Origin of the sequence: Oceanobacillus caeni (assembly GCF_042678465.1) — a bacterium.
Lineage (GTDB): Bacteria > Bacillota > Bacilli > Bacillales > Amphibacillaceae > Oceanobacillus > Oceanobacillus caeni.
This window is the reverse complement of sequence record NZ_JBHTKV010000011.1, coordinates 55759-80578: the sequence shown is the minus strand read 5'-3', so window position 1 is coordinate 80578 and position 24820 is coordinate 55759. Positions and strand designations below refer to the sequence as shown.

25 protein-coding genes, 1 pseudogene and 1 other annotated feature are annotated in these 24820 nt (G+C 37.2%); of the genes and pseudogenes, 7 read left to right on the top strand and 19 right to left on the bottom strand.

Annotation, left to right across the window (positions count from 1 at the left end; genetic code table 11):
- Positions 1 to 272 precede the first annotated feature (272 nt).
- Both ACFQ18_RS09895 and ACFQ18_RS09890 read right to left on the bottom strand, forming a co-directional pair.
- A complete protein-coding gene (locus ACFQ18_RS09895) occupies positions 273 to 665 on the bottom strand; it encodes a hypothetical protein (protein ID WP_379566273.1) in 393 nt (130 codons plus the stop codon).
- A gap of 78 nt (positions 666 to 743) precedes the next feature.
- Positions 744 to 1552, bottom strand: a pseudogene (locus ACFQ18_RS09890) (NAD(P)/FAD-dependent oxidoreductase); the annotation flags it as partial.
- Positions 1553 to 1892: 340 nt separating this feature from the next.
- Between ACFQ18_RS09890 and ACFQ18_RS09885 the strand changes: the two are divergent.
- The 3 genes from ACFQ18_RS09885 (at position 1893) to ACFQ18_RS09875 (ending at position 4683) form a co-directional block, all read left to right on the top strand.
- A complete protein-coding gene (locus ACFQ18_RS09885; protein ID WP_047183993.1) occupies positions 1893 to 2390 on the top strand; it encodes a hypothetical protein in 498 nt (165 codons plus the stop codon).
- Between the two features lie 153 nt (positions 2391 to 2543).
- The gene (locus ACFQ18_RS09880; protein WP_047183992.1) at positions 2544 to 2870 is read left to right on the top strand and encodes an ArsR/SmtB family transcription factor; all 327 of its coding nucleotides are present in this window, start codon (positions 2544 to 2546) and stop codon (positions 2868 to 2870) included.
- Positions 2871 to 2928: 58 nt separating this feature from the next.
- Positions 2929 to 4683 carry a SulP family inorganic anion transporter gene (locus ACFQ18_RS09875; RefSeq protein WP_047183991.1) on the top strand — a complete coding sequence of 585 codons (1755 nt, stop codon included), beginning with the start codon at positions 2929 to 2931 and terminating at the stop codon, positions 4681 to 4683.
- 27 nt (positions 4684 to 4710) lie between these two features.
- Here the strand turns inward: ACFQ18_RS09875 and ACFQ18_RS09870 are convergent, their stop codons facing one another.
- Both ACFQ18_RS09870 and ACFQ18_RS09865 read right to left on the bottom strand, forming a co-directional pair.
- Positions 4711 to 5175, bottom strand: coding sequence for an acyl-CoA thioesterase (locus tag ACFQ18_RS09870; RefSeq protein ID WP_047183990.1), 465 nt, complete (start codon positions 5173 to 5175; stop codon positions 4711 to 4713).
- A 30-nt stretch (positions 5176 to 5205) separates the two neighbouring features.
- On the bottom strand, positions 5206 to 6924 hold the full coding sequence (locus ACFQ18_RS09865) for a class I adenylate-forming enzyme family protein (protein ID WP_060669202.1): 1719 nt from the start codon (positions 6922 to 6924) through the stop codon (positions 5206 to 5208).
- A 322-nt stretch (positions 6925 to 7246) separates the two neighbouring features.
- On the opposite strand from ACFQ18_RS09865, the gene ACFQ18_RS09860 reads away from it, so the two are divergent.
- Positions 7247 to 7552 carry a hypothetical protein gene (locus tag ACFQ18_RS09860; protein ID WP_145524263.1) on the top strand — a complete coding sequence of 102 codons (306 nt, stop codon included), beginning with the start codon at positions 7247 to 7249 and terminating at the stop codon, positions 7550 to 7552.
- 183 nt (positions 7553 to 7735) lie between these two features.
- On the opposite strand, the gene ACFQ18_RS09855 is transcribed toward ACFQ18_RS09860, so the two are convergent.
- A complete protein-coding gene (locus tag ACFQ18_RS09855; protein ID WP_060669200.1) occupies positions 7736 to 9106 on the bottom strand; it encodes a hypothetical protein in 1371 nt (456 codons plus the stop codon).
- Positions 9107 to 9293: 187 nt separating this feature from the next.
- On the opposite strand from ACFQ18_RS09855, the gene ACFQ18_RS09850 reads away from it, so the two are divergent.
- Complete coding sequence (locus ACFQ18_RS09850) at positions 9294 to 9695, top strand: LysM peptidoglycan-binding domain-containing protein (protein WP_052771620.1); 402 nt, start codon at positions 9294 to 9296, stop codon at positions 9693 to 9695.
- Positions 9696 to 9727: 32 nt separating this feature from the next.
- A complete protein-coding gene (locus ACFQ18_RS09845; protein WP_047183986.1) occupies positions 9728 to 10711 on the top strand; it encodes a diaminopimelate dehydrogenase in 984 nt (327 codons plus the stop codon).
- Positions 10712 to 10871: 160 nt separating this feature from the next.
- Here ACFQ18_RS09845 and ACFQ18_RS09840 read toward each other — a convergent pair whose 3' ends face one another.
- The 10 genes from ACFQ18_RS09840 to ACFQ18_RS09795 form a co-directional block, all read right to left on the bottom strand.
- Positions 10872 to 11123 carry a hypothetical protein gene (locus ACFQ18_RS09840; protein ID WP_204798202.1) on the bottom strand — a complete coding sequence of 84 codons (252 nt, stop codon included), beginning with the start codon at positions 11121 to 11123 and terminating at the stop codon, positions 10872 to 10874.
- A gap of 418 nt (positions 11124 to 11541) precedes the next feature.
- Positions 11542 to 12198 (bottom strand): CatB-related O-acetyltransferase, encoded by a 657-nt coding sequence (locus ACFQ18_RS09835; RefSeq protein ID WP_204798201.1) that lies wholly within the window; start codon positions 12196 to 12198, stop codon positions 11542 to 11544.
- Positions 12199 to 12449: 251 nt separating this feature from the next.
- Positions 12450 to 12854 (bottom strand): thiol-disulfide oxidoreductase DCC family protein, encoded by a 405-nt coding sequence (locus ACFQ18_RS09830; RefSeq protein ID WP_060669008.1) that lies wholly within the window; start codon positions 12852 to 12854, stop codon positions 12450 to 12452.
- Positions 12855 to 13065: 211 nt separating this feature from the next.
- Positions 13066 to 13311 carry a hypothetical protein gene (locus ACFQ18_RS09825; RefSeq protein WP_047183982.1) on the bottom strand — a complete coding sequence of 82 codons (246 nt, stop codon included), beginning with the start codon at positions 13309 to 13311 and terminating at the stop codon, positions 13066 to 13068.
- 396 nt (positions 13312 to 13707) lie between these two features.
- Complete coding sequence (locus tag ACFQ18_RS09820) at positions 13708 to 14130, bottom strand: hypothetical protein (protein WP_204798200.1); 423 nt, start codon at positions 14128 to 14130, stop codon at positions 13708 to 13710.
- A gap of 203 nt (positions 14131 to 14333) precedes the next feature.
- Positions 14334 to 14735 carry a hypothetical protein gene (locus ACFQ18_RS09815; RefSeq protein ID WP_047183981.1) on the bottom strand — a complete coding sequence of 134 codons (402 nt, stop codon included), beginning with the start codon at positions 14733 to 14735 and terminating at the stop codon, positions 14334 to 14336.
- Between the two features lie 84 nt (positions 14736 to 14819).
- On the bottom strand, positions 14820 to 15071 hold the full coding sequence (locus tag ACFQ18_RS09810; RefSeq protein ID WP_047183980.1) for a DUF2164 domain-containing protein: 252 nt from the start codon (positions 15069 to 15071) through the stop codon (positions 14820 to 14822).
- Between the two features lie 202 nt (positions 15072 to 15273).
- Complete coding sequence (locus ACFQ18_RS09805) at positions 15274 to 16188, bottom strand: DMT family transporter (RefSeq protein ID WP_204798199.1); 915 nt, start codon at positions 16186 to 16188, stop codon at positions 15274 to 15276.
- Positions 16189 to 16393: 205 nt separating this feature from the next.
- A complete protein-coding gene (locus ACFQ18_RS09800) occupies positions 16394 to 17833 on the bottom strand; it encodes an alkaline phosphatase family protein (protein ID WP_379566271.1) in 1440 nt (479 codons plus the stop codon).
- A 204-nt stretch (positions 17834 to 18037) separates the two neighbouring features.
- Complete coding sequence (locus ACFQ18_RS09795) at positions 18038 to 18790, bottom strand: LysM peptidoglycan-binding domain-containing protein (RefSeq protein WP_052771618.1); 753 nt, start codon at positions 18788 to 18790, stop codon at positions 18038 to 18040.
- A gap of 230 nt (positions 18791 to 19020) precedes the next feature.
- Positions 19021 to 19268: a binding site (T-box leader), on the top strand.
- A gap of 56 nt (positions 19269 to 19324) precedes the next feature.
- On the opposite strand from ACFQ18_RS09795, the gene brnQ reads away from it, so the two are divergent.
- Entirely contained in the window at positions 19325 to 20647 is a 1323-nt protein-coding gene (gene brnQ, locus ACFQ18_RS09790) for a branched-chain amino acid transport system II carrier protein (protein ID WP_204798197.1), read from the top strand.
- 230 nt (positions 20648 to 20877) lie between these two features.
- On the opposite strand, the gene ACFQ18_RS09785 is transcribed toward brnQ, so the two are convergent.
- Genes ACFQ18_RS09785 through ACFQ18_RS09770 form a run of 4 tightly spaced genes read right to left on the bottom strand, consistent with a single transcriptional unit; the run spans position 20878 to position 24777 of the window.
- A complete protein-coding gene (locus tag ACFQ18_RS09785; RefSeq protein ID WP_060669015.1) occupies positions 20878 to 21882 on the bottom strand; it encodes an ABC transporter ATP-binding protein in 1005 nt (334 codons plus the stop codon).
- Positions 21875 to 22903, bottom strand: coding sequence for an ABC transporter ATP-binding protein (locus ACFQ18_RS09780; protein WP_204798196.1), 1029 nt, complete (start codon positions 22901 to 22903; stop codon positions 21875 to 21877). Before ACFQ18_RS09780 ends, ACFQ18_RS09785 begins: the two co-directional genes overlap by 8 nt.
- A gap of 15 nt (positions 22904 to 22918) precedes the next feature.
- The gene (locus ACFQ18_RS09775; protein WP_047184281.1) at positions 22919 to 23842 is read right to left on the bottom strand and encodes an ABC transporter permease; all 924 of its coding nucleotides are present in this window, start codon (positions 23840 to 23842) and stop codon (positions 22919 to 22921) included.
- Positions 23842 to 24777 carry an ABC transporter permease gene (locus tag ACFQ18_RS09770; RefSeq protein WP_047184282.1) on the bottom strand — a complete coding sequence of 312 codons (936 nt, stop codon included), beginning with the start codon at positions 24775 to 24777 and terminating at the stop codon, positions 23842 to 23844. The genes ACFQ18_RS09775 and ACFQ18_RS09770 overlap by 1 nt, the downstream gene beginning before the upstream one ends.
- Positions 24778 to 24820: the final 43 nt, after the last annotated feature.

The window sequence follows — 24820 nt, the reverse complement described above, 5'->3', positions numbered from 1 at the left end:
GTGTTTACCGATATCTTGCTTCCGTGTACTGATATCCCAGCAGTGTTTACCGATATCTTGCTTCCGTGTACTGATATCCCAGCAGTGTTTACCGATATCTTGCTTCCGTGTACTGATATCCTAGTGGTATTTACCGATATCTCGCTTCCGTGTACTGATATCCTAGTGGTGATTCCTGATTTCTTGCCCTCGAATACTGATATCCTAGTGGTGATTCTTGATAAAAATTTCATCAAAGCAAGCGGGACATGGAACCCACTGACCCACTGTCTCTACACCTTTCTCGCCATTTGTTGCGTTGGATCCCACACTCCATTGTACGGTGGAGCATAGGCAAGGTCTAAATCTAGCAGTTGGTGAATGGTCATTTTATTATACAGTGCAGTAGCTAACACATCGATTCGTTTATCCACACCTTTTTTACCGATTATTTGACCACCAAGTAATTCACTAGTCTTTGTATGGTAGAGAAGTTTAATATGCAATGTTTCCCCACCTGGGTAATACCCTGCATGTGAATTTGCTTTCGTCGTCTGTATGGAATACGGCAGATTTAATTGTTTTGCCTCTCTTTCCGATAAACCTGTTCTTCCTAACGTTAAATCAAAAAATTTCACAATCGATGTTCCTACAATCCCTTTAAACGATAATGGATTTCCTGCCATATTTGCTCCAGCGATTCTTCCTTGTTTATTAGCAGTTGTCCCTAATGGAATGTGATCATCTAGTTGTTTTACTATATGATACTGCGTCGCACAGTCTCCTGCTGAATAAATATTTTTAATCGATGTTTTCATATATGCATTCACATGAATGGCTCCTTGTTCATTCATATGGATACCTGTATCTTTTAAGATGCTTGTGTTTGGCTGCACCCCAATAGCTAATAGAACGAAGTCAGTATCATGTGATCGCTTGTCCGTTTTTACCGCTTCTACTCGGTCCTTACCTAAAAAGGCTTCAACGGATTCCCCTAATATCAGTTCAATATCGTTTTTCTTTGCTTCCTCATGAATAAGCTCGGCCATATCCTCATCAAAAATCTTCGCCACTTGTTGGCCACGTTGAATAAGGGTTACATTTTGCCGAGTGTTTTAAAACTTTCAGCCATTTCTAAACCGACATATCCTCCACCAACAATCGTGACATGGTTTACATTGTCAGTTAAGTCGTTCATCATTCCTTCCGTATCACGTAATGTTTTCAATGTATGAATCCCTTTTAATTGAACTCCTTCCCAATCCGGAACAATTGGGTCGGAACCTGAAGCGATTAGTAAGCGATCATATGGAACTTCAATAGTCTCTTTCGTTTCTGTATCGATCCCTTTCACCTTTTGGTCTTGCACATCTATGTTAGTTACCTCTGTATTTACTCTTGCATCCATATGATATTTTTCTCTGAATGTCTTAACACTTCGGGCAACTACATCATCTAATGAAGGAACTACTCCATTTACTACATAAGGTAACCCGCACTGCCCGTATGAATAATCGGTACCTCGTTCTAAAACCGTAATTTCCGCTGATTCATCCGTACGAACAATCTCCATTGCTGCACTCATCCCTGCAGCAACACCACCTATAATGACGTAATGCAATCTTATTCCCCCCTTTTCTATACAATACCCCTGTTAGATAGAAAATAACCATTGTATGCTTAGTTTTAATTAGTACTCAGACAATATTTCTACTATTAAAAAACTTGGCATTTTAGGTTAGGCAAGTGCCTTAGTTGCACTTATTCAAATCTTTACAATGTGGTAAGTAATCGGAGCCCCATCGTAAAGATGTTTATGCTTTCCCTACCTACTAAAAACTGGCCAAAAATGGATATGAATAAGGTAGTTGGGAATATTATGGTTATCACGAAAAAAAGGAGTTCTTTTGACCATGTCTTCCAAACTACGATATATCCTTTTTAATATGTTACTTATAGTAATTCCTTGGTTATCTGTCATTTTTATTGGGAAACGAAGCTTTAAACGCTATTCCATTTCCGGACTAATCATCGTGATTTTCGAAACCATTAATCATATAATAGGTAATAAAAAGAAGTGGTGGATTTTTTACAATAAGAAAGGAAGCTTTTTAACCAATGAGCTTCCGTTTAGTATTGGTCCATATATGCCAGCTTCCATGTGGATTCTGAAATATACGTATAGCAATTTCAAGAAGTTTGTAATTGTTAATATAATATCTCATGGATTATTTGCATTCATTTTTATGGGTATTCTAAAGAAAATAAGGATTGTCAAACTTCATAGGTTAAACAAATTACAATTTTTCTGTTATCTCCATTATAAAGCTTATTTATTATATGGACTTCAGTACTTAAAGGAAAATTTTAAAAATCCCTTATACGAAACAAAAGGTAAATTAAAAGTATGATTTGTCATCTTATAAACACTTGAAAAGCCATCCAATTTTCTTGGATGGCTTTTCCTGTTCATGCCGCCCCTTGTCATTACGATAAAGATGGGGTATAGTTAGATATACATATTCAAATATTTGAATATGTTTAGTTGAAAGGGTGTTTTTCCATTGTGGTCTGATTTACAGGAGTTTAAAGCAGATTTTTTTAAAGCACTAGCTCATCCATTAAGAATTCGTATTTTAGAATTATTGGCAGAGGGTGATAAGAGTGTGAATGAAATACAGAGTGTTTTAAACAGTGAGGGTTCTAATGTTTCTCAACAACTAAGTGTATTACGGGCAAAAAATATTGTTGTTGGAACGAAGGACGGAAAAAGAGTTATCTATTCTCTCCGCGACCCTTCCATTATTAAATTACTTGAGGTGGCAAAGGAAATATTCGATAACCACCTAATTAATACGATATCTATGTATAAGGAATTAGATAAAAAGTAAAGATTTAGACAGCAATTTAAATAGATTAATAATAACTTAAAGGGGTATAGATAAAGAAATGAAGGGGCTTTTGTTTGAACGTTTAAACGGTTACTCATGGAATCACTTTCAAAAGGATCTTCTTTCGGGAACGATTGTCGGCGTCATCGCGATCCCTTTGGCCATGGCTTTTGCTATCGCGTCCGGTGTAAAACCAGAGTACGGTATTTATACTTCTTGTATCGCAGGGATTATTATCTCGATTCTTGGTGGTTCCAAATTTCAAATTGGGGGTCCTACCGGCGCTTTTGTTCCCATACTACTCGGCATTGTCATCACTTATGGATATGAAGATTTATTACTTGCTGGTTTATTAGCCGGGGTTATGTTGTGTATTATGGGCTTTTTCAAAATCGGGTCATTAATAAAATATATCCCACGTCCGGTAACGATTGGATTTACTTCAGGGATTGCTGTCATTATATTTTCTGGACAAATTGGCAACTTTCTAGGATTATCCGATTTAGAGAAGCATGAAAAATTCATCGATAACATGAAGGAAATTCTTCTTCATCTAAATTCTATTAATCTATATAGTATTATCACAGCTATCGTGTGTTTAGTTGTTATTTTAATTACACCAAAGTTATTCCCAAAAATACCTGGATCGATTATTGGTCTCATTATCTCTACCATCATTGCGATGCTATTCTTCAAAGAAAACATTGCCACAATCGGTTCAACTTATGGTAATATTCCGAGTCAATTGCCAACATTTCATTTTCCAGAAATAACATTGGAACGAATCATGTATTTATTAGTCCCTGCCTTTACCATCGCTGCATTGGGCGGTATTGAATCTTTATTATCAGCAGTGGTTGCAGATGGAATGACTAATAGTAAACATAATAGTAACCGAGAATTAGTTGGCCAAGGGGTTGCGAATATCGTCACGCCTTTATTTGGTGGTATTCCTGCTACAGGAGCTATTGCGAGAACAGCAACCAATATTAAATCTGGGGCGGCTACCCGCATGTCAGGTGTTATCCATGGCGTTATTGTCTTAATGACTGTCCTTATCTTTGCACCTTATGCCTCCCAAATTCCATTAGCAAGTATAGCGCCAGTCTTAATGATTGTGGCATGGAATATGGCAGAAAGAAAACAGTTTGCACATTTATTACAGTTAAAAACTGGGGACTCTCTCGTTCTATTAGTTACATTTCTTTTGACCGTATTTACTAGTATTACAACGGCGGTATTAGTAGGTCTTATTCTGGCACTTGTATTATTTGCAAAGCGAATGAGTAACATTTCCATAGTTTCCAGAGTACTACCCGACCATAGCAATCAACATGAAACTGTTGCATCTCATGTAGTCCATGATACTCATGATTGTCCACAAATTAGCATCTATACCATTGAAGGGCCTCTTTTCTTTGGTGCGGCGCAACTTTTTGAACAACGAGTCATGGAGTCTATCCATTACAAACCAAAAGTGTTGATATTACGGATGGGCAATGTTCCATTTATGGATACAACAGGAGAAGCCAACTTTAGAAATATCGTTCAATACTTTAGGAAAAATGGTGGAACTATTCTTATTTCCGGTCTTCAACCAGAAATAAAAGAGCAAATGAGACTATCTGGTTTATACAAGGAAGTAGGGGAAGAACATATATTTGAACGGACTGGTGAAGCAATTAACGTTGCTTTAACGAAAATTAATTTTCAGAAATGTCTTGGGTGTAAGCATTTTGCTTTTCATGAATGTGAGCAACTGTCGAACTCAGGTACTTTAGATAAAAGAGAATTAAATATGGCGCAAAAGTAGGTGGAATTGGGGAGGTGCAATGCCCCCCTACCCCATAACTTTTTCAAGAACTTCATAAATTTCTGGTGCGACTTTATTCATTCGCACTGGTTTCCATTCCTGGTTTACCCACATATGTTTCGTCGTTCCTTTTGCAAGTAGCTCACCAAAGGGTTCCATTGTTTCCCCTTTTTCTTGTGCAAATTCTTCCTCACTTATTTTTCTTACTTCATAATAAAATTCAATACGTACTGGGGAATATTTGGTAACTTTTGAAAAAACCGCTACGCAATCATCGTAGTGAGCGGATTTCTTATATTGAATGTTTACATCTAATACAGGAAGAAGAACTCCGTATTCCTCCATTTTACTATAAGCAAATCCGTAGTGGCGAATCCATTCTGTGCGGCTTACCTCAAACCACGTTACATAATTTCCGTGATGTACGACACCCATCTGATCTGTATCTTTATATTGGACACGCATATTTTCTTGATGCCATCTATCTGTCATTTTTGTCTCTCCTTACTTAATTTTCTATTATTAAGATAGTTTAGCTTTAGCAATATCTTTTAGACGAAATTTTTGAACTTTACCTGTACTTGTCATTGGCCATTCAGATGCTTCGACAAACCATACATGACGTGGTATTTTAAACTTTGCTAGCCGAGAAGAACACCATTCTATTATATCTCTTCTTGTACAAGTTTCGCCTAGTTTAAGCTCAATAAAAGCTGCTCCTATTTCTGTTGTTATGGAATCCGGTACTCCAATGACGTTGACTTGACTAACTGCCGGATGCTCAGAAATAACGACCTCCACTTCACGCGGGGATACTAATTCTCCAGAAACCTTGTACATTTCCTTACTTCTTCCAAGAAGCTGGATATAGCCATTTTCATCGATTCTACCTACATCTCCAGTACGTAACCATCCGTCTTTATCGATCGCTTCCGCTGTTTCTTTAGGTTTCTTATAATAGCCATGCGTTACTGTGTTTCCTCTAACTACAAGTTCACCGACAGAACCAGCTGGTAAGGTTTTTCTTGTGTCCGGATCAATCGTTTTATATTGAACATTACTTCCGTTAAATTCCGTTACACTACTGGAACCACCTAATTTTGGACGTCCTACTCTTGTGGAAATACGCTCTAATGGATCGCCAATTTCCGTTGTTACTCCTGATGAAGAAACCTCTGTTTGTCCATAACCTGTAATCATTTCTGTTAGTCCCAATACATTCATTGCTTTTTGCCAAACGGGAATAGGAGCAGGTGCCGCACCGCACCACATGGCAAAAAGATTCGATAAATCAAATTCCGAAACACGTGGATGATTTAACAATGGTACCAAAGTAGATGGAACACATAAATAGTCATTTGCTTTATATTTTTCCATTAATTGTAAAGACTGAAGTGGTGATGCCCCGAGAGCCGAAATAAACGAACCCCCAACAAAGGACATCGCTAAAATCGCTTCAATAATCGCAAAGCAATGATAAAACGGCAATGGTGCAAATGTGACACGACCATCTTCAATTGCTCTACTCATACATGTGGCATAACTAGCACGAAGAAGCATATCTTCCGTTAGCATAACACCTTTTGGACTCCCTGTTGAACCAGATGTATACATAATTATAGCTACCTCATCAGGGTAACGAGACTCATCCCATCTTTGTTGGAACTCCTCATCGGTAATGGAATCCGACCCTTTTAGAAAATCATTCCAAAGAAGAAAACGTCTATCCATTGCATCTTTCTCATCAGTCGGGATACCTATCACTTTTTCAATCTGGCTATTCTCCTGAAATTCTGGAGTATCCAGCAATTCTGCTACTACTTCTGCATGACGTTGATTTTTTACCGTTTGCTGTACTAACAAATACTGTGTATCCGATTGAGAAACAATATACCCTAGCTCATCTTTCGTAAGCATCGCATTAATTGGAATAAACACTGCCCCAACCATGGAGGACGCAATCATTAAAGATGGATACGTAGCATCATTATTCATTAAAATCGCGATATGATCTCTTCGTTTTACCCCAAGTTTCATGAACGCTTTCGCATATTGAACTGCCAGGTCCCATACTTCTCCGTATGTTAATTCTTTTCCATCTATGTACATATACGGTCTATCTTTATATTCTGAGCATGCTTTTTCAAAATGTCTTGCAATCGTATCCCTTGGCCAGATTGGATAGCGATCTTCCAATGCCTTTCTTCTTTCCGCTATACTTAATATCGTTTTTGTGGACAATCGAACTCCTCCTTCTATTTTTTTAAAAATTGCGAAGTGTCGTGTTCAGCGGATTTTTTTGAACCGCCTCCATTACCATCATACAATGAATGGAAGTAATTGAACGCTTATTTTGCTTTTATTGTTCTTGGGCTATCCGTTCCTTCATTCCCCACTGATGATTAGTCGTACTTATAGGATCTTTACGGTAGGTTAATGTCTCACCTACCCTCTTTGTTTCCCTAGAAATTTGAGGCGAGAGTCTTACTACCTGTTTAGGTAGGATAAAAATGTAATTAATGTTTACAATATGAATATCAAACAAGAATAAGGAGTGAGGTCTATGTCATTTCCTGAAATACACACAAACTTTTGGGATGCAGTTATTGCAGTGCCACTAATTGTAATCATTACACAGTTTTTTAAGCTATTTCCAATTCCTCATAAATATTTTCCTACTATCGCATCAGCTTTAGGTTTTCTAATCTCCATATTCATTAGTCACCGTCACGATTTAATAGCTGGGATTTTTATGGGAGGTTTTTATGGAGCAGCAGCAATCGGATTGTACTCCTCATTAAAAACCACTTGGATCACTTTTCGAAAAAAATATATGAAAAACAAACTACAATCAATCAGTAAGGGATAAATGAAAAAACGAGAAAGCTACTTGACTTGTAGCAATCTCGTTTTTTTGAAAGCAGGAAAGTATAAAGTTATAATTATTTACAGTACAAAAGGGGCAGAAAGAATATCCAGCATCTTTACTAATGATTACTTTAATCCTATTCTTCTTTGTAATTTTGAAATAATTACGCTAAATTAGCTTTACCTATTTTTCCACTTTCTCTAACTCATTCAAAAATGCAGGTTTTCGGTCATAAGTTTGCTTCAGTTCTTTTACTAGCTCCTTAAATTTCGTTTCTCCACATGCTTCCTTGAATACGGTAAGTTTTCGGCAAACGTTACGATATGTTTTTCTTTCCGAAGCGTGATCTGCCTCAAATCTTATATATTTTGTAAATATATCTTCTACCTTTTCGGGATAATCATTTATTAAATATGGATAGAGCTCTACAATGGTAATTGGTGATTGCTCGCAGTATATAAGTACTTTATCACTTCTGTTTTCTGTTTTAGCTATATACACATAAACATGCGGCAAGTAACCAGACTTATTTTCAAATACATCAAAAATTTTATCTAAAACATCGTTCCATTCCTCTTCAGAATATAAATCTTTTAGTTTCGCATATGCTTCATATTCATTATCATAAACAAAATCAAGCAATACCTCTTTTTGTTTTTCCATGTCCTCTATCGCTTCATAAATTTGTAACCGATATTGTTTCCACTTCTTTAGAAGACCTGGATAGTCACAATCATTCTCTTCCCCGTCTTCACATATTTTTAAGGCCGTGTCATAACTGCCATTAGCCATTTCTTTTTCAATCGCTAGTTCTCTAAACTCGTCAAAATCTAAGTTATCATTAATAAGTTGCTCCGCTTTATCTAGTTCCCCATTTCGTTCTAGAATTTTCAGCTGCAATTGTTTAATAGACTGCTGATCATAATCTGAAGACCTTGAGGAAATAGTCGAAATATCAGCCAGAAGTTTTTCCAGTGTTTCTTCCAACTTAAGTCTTGCATGGATACGAGCGGAATAAATCGTGCAAACATCTAATAATTCATAGCGTATATCATTCCAGCCATCATATCGTTTTTGCATAGATTCCTTCAAAATTAGTTGGAACATTTTATCTTGTATTCGGAGGTCAGTTGATACTAGAATCATAGACGAGGCATCCTTCAGAAGTGTAATGCTTTCATTCACAATATACCCTACTTCTCCGCCTGAATCATCGGTGTACTGAAGCATATCTATCACAATGGAAAGTACGGAAATTCCTAATCGAATTGCAGTATCTTCCTCCCCGTTCACCAATTTTTCTCGGCCTTTGTCAAGGACCATCTCTGCTCCTTGCAACGCAGCATGGACATTTCTCCAGGAAATAAACCCTTGCCTCTTATTCTCGTTTATATATTTTCTGATTAGTTGTTTACTAGCTTTCACTTCATCATTAGGGGTCAAAAGCTTAAACTCTGCCTTTCTCCCCACATCTTCGTCCCCTTCAACAAGATATAGGACTAATTCTACTAATTCATCTTTCGAAAGCTTCGATACTTTTTTCTGTAAATCCAAAATCTCGGACTCCTCTCCAAAAGCAAAAACCATTTATTTTAGTGTAACATATTCTGAATTATCTTTCTGTAATGAATCTTTCAAGGGAATATGTTAATTTTATACTCTTCAAAAAATTCACCTGTTTATTCTTATATGAATATTGTATTACGGAAGTTTAGTCAAATTACTAAAGGGAGCGAAAAAATTGGAAAGATTATACACCCACTCTATCCAACCAGGAGATGATTACTGGATCTTAGCCCAAAGATACAACACAACTGTTAACCATATCCTTGCGCTAAATCCATTTGTTAATCCCAATCATCTTTATATTGGTCAGCAAATTTCCATACCTATTTCTGAAAATATTACGAGGCAACCTGAACATTGCATCAGTCAGGCCGAGGTAGATTATAGAAATGACATGCGTAGTCTATGGGAAGAACATGTAGCCTGGACAAGAATGGCGATTATTAGCTTAACATTCAACTTACCTGACATTGAATTTGTCCTTAAGCGACTTTTACTAAATGCAACAGACATGGGTAAGCTGCAAAATCAGTATTCACATTTGATTTATCATGGAAAATTATTTAAAGTAATATAAGTAGATAAGTAATAACTAAAGGAGGACTAAGAATGGCTGACAAAATTAGACTAGGAATCGTTGGTTACGGAAATCTAGGAAAAGGTGCAGTAAAAGCGATTAAAGAAACTCCTGATATGGAATTAGTAGCAGTTTTTACAAGAAGAGAACCTGAATCTCTAACACTAAATGAACCTAGTGTTAAAGCTGTACATATATCAGATGCAATTAATTTTAAAGATGAAATAGATGTTATGCTCCTTTGCGGAGGATCTGCAACAGACTTACCTGAACAAACTCCACACTTTGCAAGCATGTTCAATACAGTAGACAGTTTTGATACACATGCTAAAATCCCCGAATTTTATCAATCCGTGGATGAAGCAGCTAGCAAAAACAATACAACTGCAATTATCTCAGTAGGTTGGGACCCAGGTTTATTTTCCATTAACCGCGTGATGGCTGATGCAATTATCCCAAATGGTGAAAATTATACATTCTGGGGTAAAGGGTTAAGCCAAGGACACTCTGACGCAGTAAGAAGAGTAAATGGAGTAAAAAATGGCGTACAATACACGATTCCATCTGAAAAGGCAATCGAAAAAGTACGTAGTGGCGAAAATCCAAAACTAGAAACTGCTGAAAAACACCGTCGTGTTTGCTATATTGTAGCAGAAGAGGGTGCAGACACAGCAGCTATTGAAAATGAAATTAAAACAATGCCAAACTATTTTGCTGATTACGAAACAGAAGTCAATTTTATAACAGATGAAGAATTACAACGTGATCACTCAAAAGCTCCTCATGGTGGATTTGTCATTCGCGGTGGTAACACAGGAGACAACAAACAAATTTATGAATTCTCCCTTAAACTGGACAGTAACCCAGAATTCACCGCTAGTGTATTAGTAGCGTATGCAAGAGCAGCACACCGCCTAAGTCAAGAAAAACAATACGGAGCAAAAACCGTTTATGATGTAGCACCAGCATACATCTCCCCACGCTCTCAGGAAGATTTGAGAAGAGATTATCTATAGGATAAAAATCCCCTACTTTTATCGAGTAGGGGGTTTACTTTATTATTAAGTGAGGGAGATTATACGGAATTTGCTCATGAATACTGATCTTTTTCTTAAGTTTGCTTAAAAAACAATGCTACTAATGGTAAATAACACTAGCCTTTGATTTTTCTCTTAATTAATAATAATATGGATAACCATAGCCTCCATAATACGGATATGGATAACCATAGCCATATGCATAAGGGCTGATTAAGGCACTACCTAATAGGCCACCTAAAACTCCTCCAACAAAGGGGCCTCCGAAGCCATAACCGAATGGTCTGCCGAAGCCATAATCAAATGGTCTACCGAAACCATGGCCAAATGGCCTACCAATTATTCTCTCGTCAACTTCTTGTATTTGTGGAACTTGCTCTTCATTATACATTTGATTTCCTCCTTATATTTCCAGTAAAATCGCAAAACAAAGAATATAATCAAATACCTATACCTAACGATATTAAGCTATTCGTAATAAATAAATTTGACTAGACGTTAGCCCAATTTTATATAATTCTATCCTAAACAACGAATTCATTTTGAAATAAATAAAGCACGCTCTTCCAAGCATGCTCCATGATGGGATACATAATTAAAATAAACGAGGGATCCTCTTGTATAAGAAGGTTTTCCCTCGTTTATTCCTCAAGCTTTTATATTAAAGATGTTCGTGTTGGAATATAATAAAGTTTGGTCAAAAATATATGCTATAACGTTGATTTTCCAAATATAGCTATTAAGAAAGAAGACTATGGCTTATTAAACTTATTCGTTTTTATTCAATAAGATGATCTATAATTAAACCGTTATAGTTTTATTTCCCTTTGATAAAATTCATATAATTGGTCAATAGAAGAGCTGGACAAAATATGACTAGCTCGTTCAATTTTCTCACGTTCCCAATCGTACCAACGCATTTCCTTTAACTTTTCGACTTCTTCGTCTGTAAAGCGTTTCTTTATCTCTTTAACGGGGTTTCCGCCTACTATCGTATATGGTGGGACGTCTTTTGTAACAACCGATCCAGCCGCAACAATTGCACCTTCACCTACTGTCACACCAAGCATAATCATTGCATTCATGCCAATCCAGGCATCACTTTCGATGATCGTATCCCCTTTTGGCTCGTAGGAGGTTTTAATTTGCTCCTCAAAAGGATACACTGTAATCCATTCAGGATGATGATTGTGATTTCCACCCATTAAAATAACTACACCACTCGCAATGCATACGTAATTTCCTATGATCAACTTATCTAAATGCCAACCATGTTCTTCAATAGGGTTAAATAACTTTCTTGATTTTTCATCTCCCCATAGGTATCTAACGCATCCGTCTTCAAAATCAAAGTTATCGTAATAACCGGAATAGTAGGAATACTCCCCTACCTCAATCATGGGGTTAGTGACAATATCCTTTAAATACTTAATTTCTGACCAGTGATTAAATCGATGTTGTTTCATTCTTTTCCCTCGCTTCTAAGTAGAATAAATCTTTTTTTACTTAGAAGCTTAATACCGTAGCAACATTCTTTAACCTTTTCAAACGACGAACCATCGTCCTCATCCTTTTCCTGTTTAATGGGGAAATTGTAACAAACTAAGTTTTTTTTAAACCCGCACCCGTGGATTTATATCAGTATTCATTTATTGTTAACTTATGACGCATCATAACCCATCTTATATACGAGGCCCCTTTGTCATGCCACAAATATTTATACTTCCTCGTCTGCCAAAAAACGTTTTCTCTCATTCGGGGAAGGTAACATACAACTTTCCTTCTTTCCAAACCATCTATATCTATTTTTAGCGACTATTTCATAAAAGCAATCTCTTAAGGCGCTTGGAACAACTAGTAAGAGGTATAATAGTTTCCATGCTCCCTTCAAGTGTTTGCAAACTCGGAGGGCTGCAGAAGATTTGAAATAGCACCGATTATCTTCTATTAATACAAAACTATCTATGTCTAGTGGGGCGTTGTATTTTTTCAATAATCCTTTTCCAATTTCACTTTGTAACGAAGCAAACTGAAAATGTCCTTTTGGATCTCTTTTGATGATGAATTGAACACTATAATCACAAAAATTACATTCGCCATCAAACAAAATAATTCTTTTCATAATACCTCACCTTTTTTCTATATTCCCGCGCCAAAATAAGCCCCTCCATTGTTATTAATTATATCAAACAATGGGGAGCTTCTTCTATAATATAGAAATGAAATCCAAGCTATATACATCAGCCAAGTAATTTTGCTTTACCTTTTTTATTCAAGAATCTTCTTTGGTTTTATTTTAATATAGACAAAGTTCTACAACGTTGCAAACGGATTCATTTTATTCGTCTAAGTTTTCTTACGGGCTTCCACCTATGTAATACGAAATTCTTATTCACTGTATGGTACACGGTCGTTCCGTCTTTAGCATTAGAAAGCTCTTTGTTTGCGTCTTCAAAATTAATTGGACGAATCGGTACTACTTCATCAATGATTGCTTTATCATCTTCAAAATGGTAGTCCAGAATTGAAACTAAAAGAAATTGATCCGGGAATATTTCCCTCGCCTCTTGCCATTTCATTTTAGCACCCTCCCCTTACCACCATTATAGTCGAATCTTTCGAAAATAGCACCACTAATTTAAGAATCCGTTTACAACATTGGGTCGATGAAAATGTTCATTTATGGAATAGAAGTGTTCCTCGTTACTTTACATTTATTCCACGCTCTCAAGTGTCAGTTCTCTACAGATTTTAGACGATAAAAAATGAAGAACGTGTTATAAATTGTTCCAAATAAGGCCGATGAACGTGAATGCTTATCCTAAAAATTAAAAAAAGACACATACCTCATGATATTAAGAATATGGTGAGTACAGATTTATCGCGTGCGGATACCGATAATCGGTGCAACTAGTAAATGACTCTGGTATGGAACCAGGGTCATTTACACTAAGTCACTCTTAAAATCTACAATACTACCAACGTAGTGCAATGAGCAGATTACAACATTGCCCAGCTATTTCAGAGTTATTCAGTATAATCCTTATGCCTGTTGGGGTAAAAGACGTTTTAACATCAATGGTAATTCCTGTGGATTCAATCATTTTATTAACTTTCTCCGATTTCGATTGTTGTGCTTCAGTCATAAGTTCCTTTGCAAATACTGGATCTTCTGCTAATTTAGCAAGTAATAAATTAGCCTGTTTCATTAGATCCTGGAACTTGTGAACGGATTTATCTAACTGCTCGGTATCAACGGGCGGGTATTGATTTTGCTGTCTTACCGTACTCTGTATTAGATTATTTCGATACATGGGGGCGTAATTCACAGGAACCGTACCTATACTCTGCGGCAGATAATATGGATAAACCATGTATGGGTGACCGTAATAATACACAGGGGACCCTCCTTCCATTAATCATACCGTACATCTTATGCGTAACAGCTTGGTAGAGGTGTGTCTCAGTCAAAGAAGAACATGTGCGGTGTTTTCAACCCTCTAGCTAGAAATCAGCAAAAATACTATGATGTTACTCCTTTTGTTTCATATAATTACTAATGTATGTATTTTCTCTTTTTAAAAGATAATGAGATTACAAATCATTTGTTTTCGTTTAAAGGTAATATAGGCTCTTCATCGCTATATCTTGAGTACGTCCAACCTCCATTCTCAACATCTGAACAAGCTTCATTCTTACATGTAAATATATAGCTTTGCTGATCCGTTTGAACATAAATCTCATAGTGAAAAACAGAAGATGGATCATCCACGTTGAAGCGACTTACTCCTTGTTTAATTGCATAAACAGGCTCCTTTGAGGCAATTTCTTCATATTGCTCACTTTCAAGCACCATTTTTGTCATTTCTGCCAGGAATTCTAGATCGTCCGAATCCGGGGTATAGGTGCTTTTAAGATAACTTGTAATCCCTAAATAAATATTTAATATTAAGCTAATGCAAAACAAGATAATGATGACAAATAACTTAGGTTTCCTTATCATCTTTTCCTCCTTTTTGTTAGTCCGATAAGCTTTTTTCAATTATATGGTCTGAAACTGACAGTCGATTGAAATTAAACCCGTCGTCTACCTATTGCGAGAAATTGGTCTTTCTAAGGATTCCATATCTTCCTCCAAATTCACCATCTTCTGATTCACCATTTCTTTTGCATCCTTTACGCCTTGGTTATAAAAATAAGGACCAATTTCTTTCAAAATAAAATCCAACATGTTTTCCGCTGCTAAATCTCCAATTTCTTCGGATCGTTCGTAATAAACGTATTCTTTCAATTCTTCTTTTATTTGATCTTTGGTTTCTTTCGGAAGCCTAATATACATGGATTCTCTCCTTTTTCAGCTTTTTTATAATCGTAAACAGATATTGTTTTTGTTAATTCCATTTTTATAAAGAAGACTTCCATCAGTGGGGGTTTTCCTTCATCCCCAACTGACAGTTAGTCGCACTTATCGGACCATTACGAGCAGTTGGCCTCTCACCTACCTCCTTCATTTTGCCAGAAAATTGAGGTCGGATAAACCGCTAACCATTTTTCTTACTCTTATTGTCATTCATTCTAAGTTTCTTTTGGCTACTAGAATTCTTGGGCGACCTGATTAAAATTCCAATTCCTAGCATTAAAATGAAAATCCCTAACCAAGAAGTACTGTTTAAGTGTTCTCCTAATAAGAAAACTCCTAATAGTGCTGCTGTTAAAGGTTCTGCTAATGCAAGTGTGACTGCAGTTGAAGAAGAAATATGTGTCAGACCTTTAGCAAAAAGGAAATATGCAATCCCAGTTGCCATAATACCAAGTTGAAGACTTACACCCAAACCTTGAAGACTCGTTATCCAAGACATATCAAACATAAATAAAAACGGGGATAGCCAGATTGCACTCAGCGTGAAAACAACCGCTACTACGGATAATGAGGAGTGATTTTTTACCATATTTCTACTTATAAGGGTGTAACAAGCGAAAGATAATCCTGCCCCAAGAGCCATAATTATTCCTATAGGTTCTACATTTACTGATTCTTTATTGCTAAAGAGCATGAGGCAACCTAAAATGGAAAGAAACGTAGAATACCACCAAATTTTAGATGGACTCACCTTTAAATAAAACCATTCCATGAGACCGGATAAAATAGGTGCACTCCCAATAGCTACCACCGTCCCAATGGCCACACCCGTCATCGAAACCGCCGAGAAAAATAACGGTTGATACAACGCCATACTTAAAGAAGCTAATATTGTTGTCTTGATTGGCCAATTTTTCAAGTCGAGTTTTCCGATTACTAGAACCACTAATAATAAAAATAAACCTCCAACAAATAAGCGTGTAGCCCCAATAGCAATTGGGTGTGCTGTCTCCGGGGCAAGGGCCTGAGTTGTACCCGTTGTACCCCAAAGCATTGCTGCAAGCAATATTAAAAATGGAGAAAGTTTTCCCTTCATTTTTCTCACCTCTATTTACGTAAAAAACTTTTCTATCATTTTCACATAAACCAGTTTATTAAACTCCTTATTACTATACTTCGACATTAAAAGCATCAACCCTTTTTGTGATATATAGGTCCACTATATAAATTAATTTGTGCCAATCCCTCAAAAAAACAGCACAAACCATTTATAGTTGTGCTGTACAAATCCTACTCTTTCATTAATCCCTCTGTAGAAGAGATAAAATATATTCTTTTAGATCTACTATCCGGGAATACTCTGGTTTATCCGAAGTTCCTGCAATGATTAAAGGAACATTAGATTCCTGTCTATGCAGGGAACCATGAGCTGCACCGCTTATATGATTAGGGGTGCTTTGTGCCTTAAATTCATATCCTGGTTTTGCATTAGCAATAATGTACCGACCTTCATGAGAATTTAACGAGCCGTAAATTCTTGCTAAGGCATCTGGATAATCCCCGTAAGATAAAAATTGATTGTTCGTCAGCCGTAAATCGAGGATATCTAACGCCCCCTCTATACTCCAGAACTGGTTATACACATCTGTAAAGGCTCCATTACGGCGGAAAGTTAATATCCCGTCCTTTACTCCTGATACAACATGGATGTCCTGTCCATTCTTCCATGCGATTACATCAATTCTATCGTCTTTTCTAAGCTGCTCAATCAACTCATTATACGAAAGTTTTTGATCAAGAAGATAAATGAGAGTCATACGTTGATTGACACATAGGGCGATCTGGTCTTTTTTGGTCACTTTTTGCTGGATACGAGCAATTTGGAATTTCTTAAATGTTTTACGTAAATCAATCACATATTTTCGATGGTTGGTTCCTGTTGCACTATGTCCATTATCACCAATGACCATCCAGATATTTTTGCTAATAGCTTCATCCCAACTTGTATACATATTAAATATTTTCTGAATTTCCCGGTCGATTTTTAATATAAGCTTCAGATCCATTGGTCCCTTAAAATGAATCCTCAAATCCATATCCTGAAAAATACAGAAAGTAAAACCTGGAAGCTTTTTTCTACGAATCAAATAACGCAGCTCCTTGGCGACGTACTTGTAATTACCTGCAGCTATTTCCGTTGGTAAACCTCTTGGCCTTATTTTTGAAAAAGCCCCCAAGGAAAAGATGGACGGGACATTTGCCACCCACTCACCATTTTCAAACTGAGTGAAGGAACTTAAGAACTTAGGTGTCTTTAACCGTTGTGCTTTATTTCCGCGGTATACAAAGGAGTTAATAGAGGCTGAAGAAATCCCCTTCTTTGCCAGATCTTCATAAATAGTGGTGACATCATTACTCAAATGCTCGTGGTTCAGACGATATAGCATATTATGAATCGAACGTCGCATCCCAATACGAAATGTCTCCCTAAAACCTGTCCCGTAGTTAATGAATTCTTTATTTCTTGTGTCAAACCAATGTAAACCAGGAATCCGATGCTGATCTGCATATGTGCCAGTCAATAGCGAACTATCAATGGTTACTGACATAGCGGGAAAGGACGTGACCATATCAGAAAAGTAAGTACCGTTCTCCATTAAATACTGCAAAGCAGGCGCACGACCTGTTTGGGCTGCAACCTCCAGAGCCTGTGGCATAAGGGAATCTATATTAAGTAAAATAACAGGTTTTCAAATGATTTGGTCTGTTTCATTTTAATCCTCGCTCTTTATCTGAAGTTTTAACATCTGCTTCTTTTTCTTCTACATTAAGTTGGCACAAATTTACACTTTTATACATTGGGCCACGGGAACAGGTCCATCGTCCCGAGACCACCTAAAAAGCAATTTGGGCTAATGTACCTGTCCCCTCATTCCACTTGAAAACTATTTAACGCGCAGTTTTTGTCCTACTTGCAATGAGTTTATATTCTTAATATCGTTCATACTTACTAATTTTTCGATTGTTGTGTTATAGGTGTTAGCAATTTTGGTTAAATTATCTCCAGATTTAACCGTGTAATATACTGGATTACTGGCATTGGGAATTTTTAATACTTGACCGATTCGAATAAAGTTTTCATTAGATATATTGTTTGCTGCTTTAATGATATTTACTGTTGTATTATATTTTTTGGCAATCTCAGAAAGTGTATCTCCAGCTTTTACGATATAGTTAGTACTTGTTACCGGAGCCGGTTGTGGAGTAAAGTCACGAAGATATGCTGTTGGTTCAAGGGTGCTATTAACTAGATCAGAGCTCCACCCGTATAATGGGGATGCTTTCTCTCGTACCTCATAATGCAAATGCGAACCCGTCACATCCCCCGTATTTCCTTGGTATCCAATAAGCTCATCTTTTTTAATCGTATCCCCGATCTTGACTGCGACACGATCAAGGTGAGCATATAATTGCGCTCTTCCATTATCATCTTTCAAAACAACAACATTTCCATAATTATTTAATCCAGTACCAGCTTTCCCCATTCCCGCATATAAAACTGTACCACCAGTAAATGCGTAAATAGGAGCTTTATGCGCCTTAACTAGATCAATACCTGGATGAAAGTCAGACTTACCTCCTAACCGTCTCCAACCATAGGGACTCGTAATGGTATACCCTTCAAATAGATTGGCCATAAAAATGGTTTCCCTCCTTTTTACTATAAGATGCATCTTTATCAAATTCGTAAATTTAATAAACCTAATAATCTCAAAAACAAACCAATATCATAGGTTACGGGAGACAAGGGGACAGGTCCATCATCCCAAAGTGAAACCCTCTAATTTTTATGCACAAAAATAAATATTCCGAAAAAGTCATTGACACTATCCTAGAATTTTGTTATAAATAATTTATAATTATTCGAATAAAATCCGTGACGAGAAAGAGTAAGATAGGAAACCTGTTCCCTAGAGAGTCGACAGTTGGTGAAAGTCGATGTACAGATCGTATCTGAAAATCATCTCTGAGATGCAAAGCCGAACATAAGTAAGCTTTGACGGAATTCCGCCGTTAATTGGAGCGCGTATGATAGTACGTAGCTAAAGTGTCGTATGTTTATTTTTCATACATACGGAATTTGGGTGGTATCGCGAGTATAAACTCGTCCCTTTCTATGGGACGAGTTTTTTTATTTGTAATAATTAAATTCAATTTAAAGAGGTTACAAAATGAGTAAAAAACATGTTGTATTCATTGGATTTATGTTATTTTCTTTATTCTTCGGAGCTGGTAATTTAATCTTCCCACCCATTGTTGGACTAGAATCGGGAAGTCAATTTACTCCAGCCATCATCGGATTCCTTATTACAGGTGTTCTACTTCCATTTTTCGCAGTCCTTGCAGTTGCACTCACAGATGGTGGAATTGTTGCAATGGGTAGCCGTGTCCATAAAGTATTTGGAATTATTTTCGCAATTCTAGTGTATTTATCCATTGGTGCTCTATTTGGTATTCCACGTGCAGCAAACGTTGCGTATGAACTCGGATTCCAACAAGTTCTTCATGCAAATGGTCAAGTCGCGTTACTTGTATTTTCTATCATATTTTTTGGCATTACGTATTACATTACGTTAAACCCAAGTAAAATCGTGGATCGGGTTGGTCAAATCTTAACCCCTATCCTACTAATTACACTAGCAATTCTTTTTGTTCGGGCTTTTATGATTCTAAACAATCCGCCGCTTCAGGCAACGGAAAAATATACTGCTTCGCCATTTACAGCTGGATTTTTAGAAGGGTATTTCACGATGGATGCAATCGCAGCATTAGCATTTGGGATTGTCGTCATCAATGCATTGAAGGGGAAAGGTGCAACTACGAATAAACAATTAATCAAGGGAACAATTAGCGCAGGAGTTGTTGCTGCAGCAGGCTTAGCCATTGTGTATGTATCACTTGGATGGATCGGTGTGGTTATTCCCAAAACAGAAACCTTCGAAAATGGAGCACAAATATTAACGCTAGCGTCTCATTTACTATTCGCGTCAACGGGAAGCTTATTATTCGGGGTCATAGTCATTCTTGCCTGTCTGACTACTTGCGTTGGTTTGATCAGTGCATGTGCAAGTTTCTTCCATGAAATTTATCCGAAATTAGGGTACAAATCATACGCTACCGTGTTTACCCTATTAGGTTTTTCTGTTGCTACTTTCGGTTTAGATGCTATCTTAAGCTTTGCTGTGCCATTATTAGTATTTATCTATCCAATAGCTATTGTATTAATCATCCTTTCGATTGCACAACGTTTCTTACCAGAGAGCAAAACAATGTTTAGACTTTCTGTATTGCTTACGACGATTTACTCCGTCTACGAAGTTCTTTCATCTCTTGGACTTAAAATGGAGATGTTTACTAAATTAATAGGCTTTGTACCATTCTTTGAAAATGGACTAGGTTGGTTTGTACCAGCCGTTGTTGCGGCTATTGTTGGATTTGTTGTTGACAGGGCTAGTGGACCTACATCTGAAGCCACTTTAACACATGAGCATTAATAGTAAAATAGAGAAGGGCAAGTGCTTACTTGTCCTTCTCTTTTAATCAGAAAAGTTCACTGTCCCAAAACTTTATTGGGACGATGAACCTATCCTTATATCTTCATTCCATTCCACCGTCAATATCAATGCAACTTCCATTCTTAAACCTATCATGACCAAATTCACAAGGTTCTAAGGTACTTTCCAAACTTCTTTCGGATAGCTTTTCACAATGGAAAAGCGAATAATTATTGTTTCGCTTTATATTCTTCATTGTATCTGTCATCATATAAATGACAGGCAACCCAATGCTCTGGTTTATGTTCTATAGATTCTGGAGTTACTTTGCCACACACTTCCATCGCAAATGGGCATCTTGTCCGAAAACGACACCCACTTGGTGGATTGATCGGACTTGGTACATCTCCTTCAAGAATAATTCTTTCGCGTGAGCGTTCGACCTCTGGATCTGGTAAAGGTATCGCGCTTAATAATGCTTGTGTATATGGGTGGAGCGGCTCTTCATATAACATTTCGGACGAGGCTATTTCCGCCATACTTCCTAAATACATAACTCCTACACGATCACTAATATGTTTTACCATTGAAAGGTCATGGGCGATAAATAAATATGTTAAACCACGTTCCTTTTGTAGACGTTTTAATAAATTAACGACTTGCGCCTGGATCGATACATCCAGTGCCGAGATTGGTTCATCGGCGACAATAAAATCAGGATTGACTGCTAATGCTCTAGCAATTCCAATCCGTTGTCGTTGTCCACCACTAAATTCATGGGGATAACGGTTCCCATGATCACTATTTAATCCGACTGTTTCTAACAGTTCATTAACCCGTTTCGTACGTTCTGCTTTACTCTTTACGAGGCCATGTATATCAAGACCTTCGGCAATAATATCTTTAACCGTCATTCTTGGATTTAATGAAGCATAAGGATCTTGGAAAATCATCTGCATACTACGATTAAATTTCTTTAATTCCTTTTTTGACTTTTTAGCATGTACATTTTCGCCATGAAAATTGACTTCGCCGGCTGTTGCTTCATACAATCTTAGTATTGTCCGTCCAGCTGTTGATTTTCCACATCCTGATTCACCAACTAAACCAAATGTCTCTCCCTTATAAATATCAAAAGAAATCCCGTCGACAGCACGCAATACATTGTTGCGATCAATATTAAAATGCTTTTGTAAATTTTTAATTTCTAACAGTTTTTCTCTCGTGTTATCCATGAACCTTCGTACCTCCTACTCTGGCAGACTCCGGTATTTCTACCTTTGGTGCCCGTTCATCAAGTAACCAACAAGCAGCCTTCTGTGTATTCGATACATCCGTATATTCCGGCATACGATTTTCACAAACCTTCATCGCAAATGGACAACGAGTTACGAATGGACATCCCTTTGGCGGATCAGCCAAATCCGGTGGTGAACCTGGGATAGCTTGCAATTCTTCATCCCGGTTATCAAGCTTTGGCATTGAACCTAGTAGTCCCCAAGTATATGGGTGTTTCGGATTGTAGAAAATTTCATCAACATCCCCGGTTTCGACAATTTTCCCACCATACATAACTGCGACTCGATGGGCAGCATTTGCTACTACACCAAGATCATGGGTAATAAGAAGAATCGCCGTTCCAGTCTTTTCCTGCAATTCTTTCATTAAATCCATAATTTGCGCTTGAATGGTTACATCAAGTGCTGTCGTCGGTTCATCCGCTATAAGAATCTTCGGATTACAAGCAAGTGCAATAGCTATCATTGCCCGTTGCCGCATACCGCCAGAATACTCATGTGGATATTGATTAATTCTTTTTTCAGGGGTTGGAATCCCAACTAATTTTAATAATTCAATTCCACGTTCATGGGCATCCTTTTTCGACATATTTTGGTGTTTAATTAAACTTTCTGAGATTTGTTTACCAATTGTCATCGTTGGATTAAGAGATGTCATTGGATCTTGAAAAATCATACTAATCTCTTTCCCACGAATGGCTTCCATCTGCTTCTCCGACTTTTCTGTTAGATCTTGGCCTTTAAAAATAATTGACCCATTAACGAATTTTCCGGGAGGCATTGGAATGAGTCGCATGAGGGATTGGGCTGTTACACTTTTTCCAGATCCAGACTCACCGACTATTGCTAACGTCTCTTTTTCATTTAATTCGAATGTTACACCACGGACAGCTTTTACGTCACCGCCGTACGTATCAAACGAAACAGAAAGATCGTTTACTTCCAAAATTTTTGACATAAGTTTATCCTCCCATTATTTCCTTACTTTTGGATCCAGTGCATCCCGCATGCCATCACCAATCACATTAAATGCCAACATCGTTAAACAAATAAAAAACGCTGGGAAGAACAACTGGAATGGATAATATTGCAATGCTGGTAACGCATCAGATGACATCGTACCCCAACTGGCAAGTGGTGCTGGAACACCAAGTCCAAGATAACTTAAAAATGCTTCCGTAAAGATCGCATTTGGAATCGTCAATGTTAATGTAACTAAAATTGGCCCTAATGTATTAGGTACAAGATGTTTAAACATTAATCTTGTATTACTTGCCCCAAGTGATCTTGATGCCATAACATATTCTTCTGACCGTAGCTGCATAACTTGTCCGCGTACAATCCGAGCCATATTGATCCAACCGGTAATGGTCATCGCGATAATTAATGTCCAAAGTCCTTGGGGTAAAATAACCATCAATAAGATAACGACTAGCAAATACGGAACACCATATAAAATATCAGCAATCCGCATCATATATTCGTCAACCTTACCACCAAAAAAGCCGGCAATCGCTCCCCAAATCACTCCAATTACAAGGTCGATAAAGGCAGCCATCAGTCCAATAAATAACGAGATCTTTGCTCCATACCATGTTCTAGCAAAAACATCACGACCAAGATTATCCGTTCCGAACCAATGTTCAGCAGAAGGAGATTGGTTCGCATTCATTAGGTCATTTTGATAATAGTTTTGACCCGAGATCGGCCCACCAATAAACGACAAAATTCCAAGTATAATGATAATAAAAACACCAAAGATAGCTAATTTATTTTTACGAAAGCGACGCCAACCATCTTTCCAATAAGATGTACTCTCACCAGCTATTTTTTCAGCGTCGGAATGATCAACTTGTAGGGGCTCAAAGTCAGATTGGTTTAATTGTACTTGTGACATTATTTTTCGGCCCCCTTATCCGTAACTTTAATTCGTGGGTCAACTAACCCATATATTAAGTCAACAATAAGAATCGATACTAATAGTAAGACACTAAAGAAGACTGTCGTTCCCATAATAACGGTATAATCCCGGTTTGTAACACTAACAACAAATTCGTTTCCTAATCCCGGAATACCAAAGATTTTTTCAATAATAAAACTTCCTGTTAAAATAGACACAACCAATGGGCCAAGGTACGAAACAACAGGCAAGATCGCATTGCGAAGACCGTGTTTATATGTAACAACTCGACTGCTCAATCCCTTTGATCTAGCTGTTTTAATGTAATCAGCATTTAAGACTTCTAGCATGCTTGAACGCATTAACCGAGCAATAAATGCTAATGGTGTTGTAGCAAGCGCTACTGCTGGTAGAATCGTATGGGCAAAAGATTCAAATCTAGCTACAGGTAATGCTTGTAGTTTAATCGCAAAGATATATTGTAAGATTGTTGCCATAATAAAACTTGGAACGGATATACCAAGTACAGCGATAACCATTGCAGCATAGTCCCCAAATTTATTATGTTTAAGCGCAGCAATAACACCTAATAACACCCCAAACGATAGTGCCAGTAAAATAGCTTCAGCCCCTAAAATTAAGGAATATGGAAAACTTCTAGCAATAATATCGGTAACTTCCTGTCCAACATATTTAAATGATGGACCGAAATCTAATGTAATTGCTCGTACTAGATAATCGAAATATTGTACATGTATCGGATCGTTCAATCCATAAGCTTCATTCATTTGTGCTTCAATTTCTGGTGGTAACTTTCTTTCTGATGCAAAAGGCCCCCCTGGCGCTGCCTGCATAAGAAAAAATGTTATGGTAATAATAAAAAATAGTGATACGATGATATAGCCTATTCGCTTTAGTAAATATTTGGCCAAGAGCTTACACCTCCATATTCCCTTGTTAACTTTTTGTATAGCA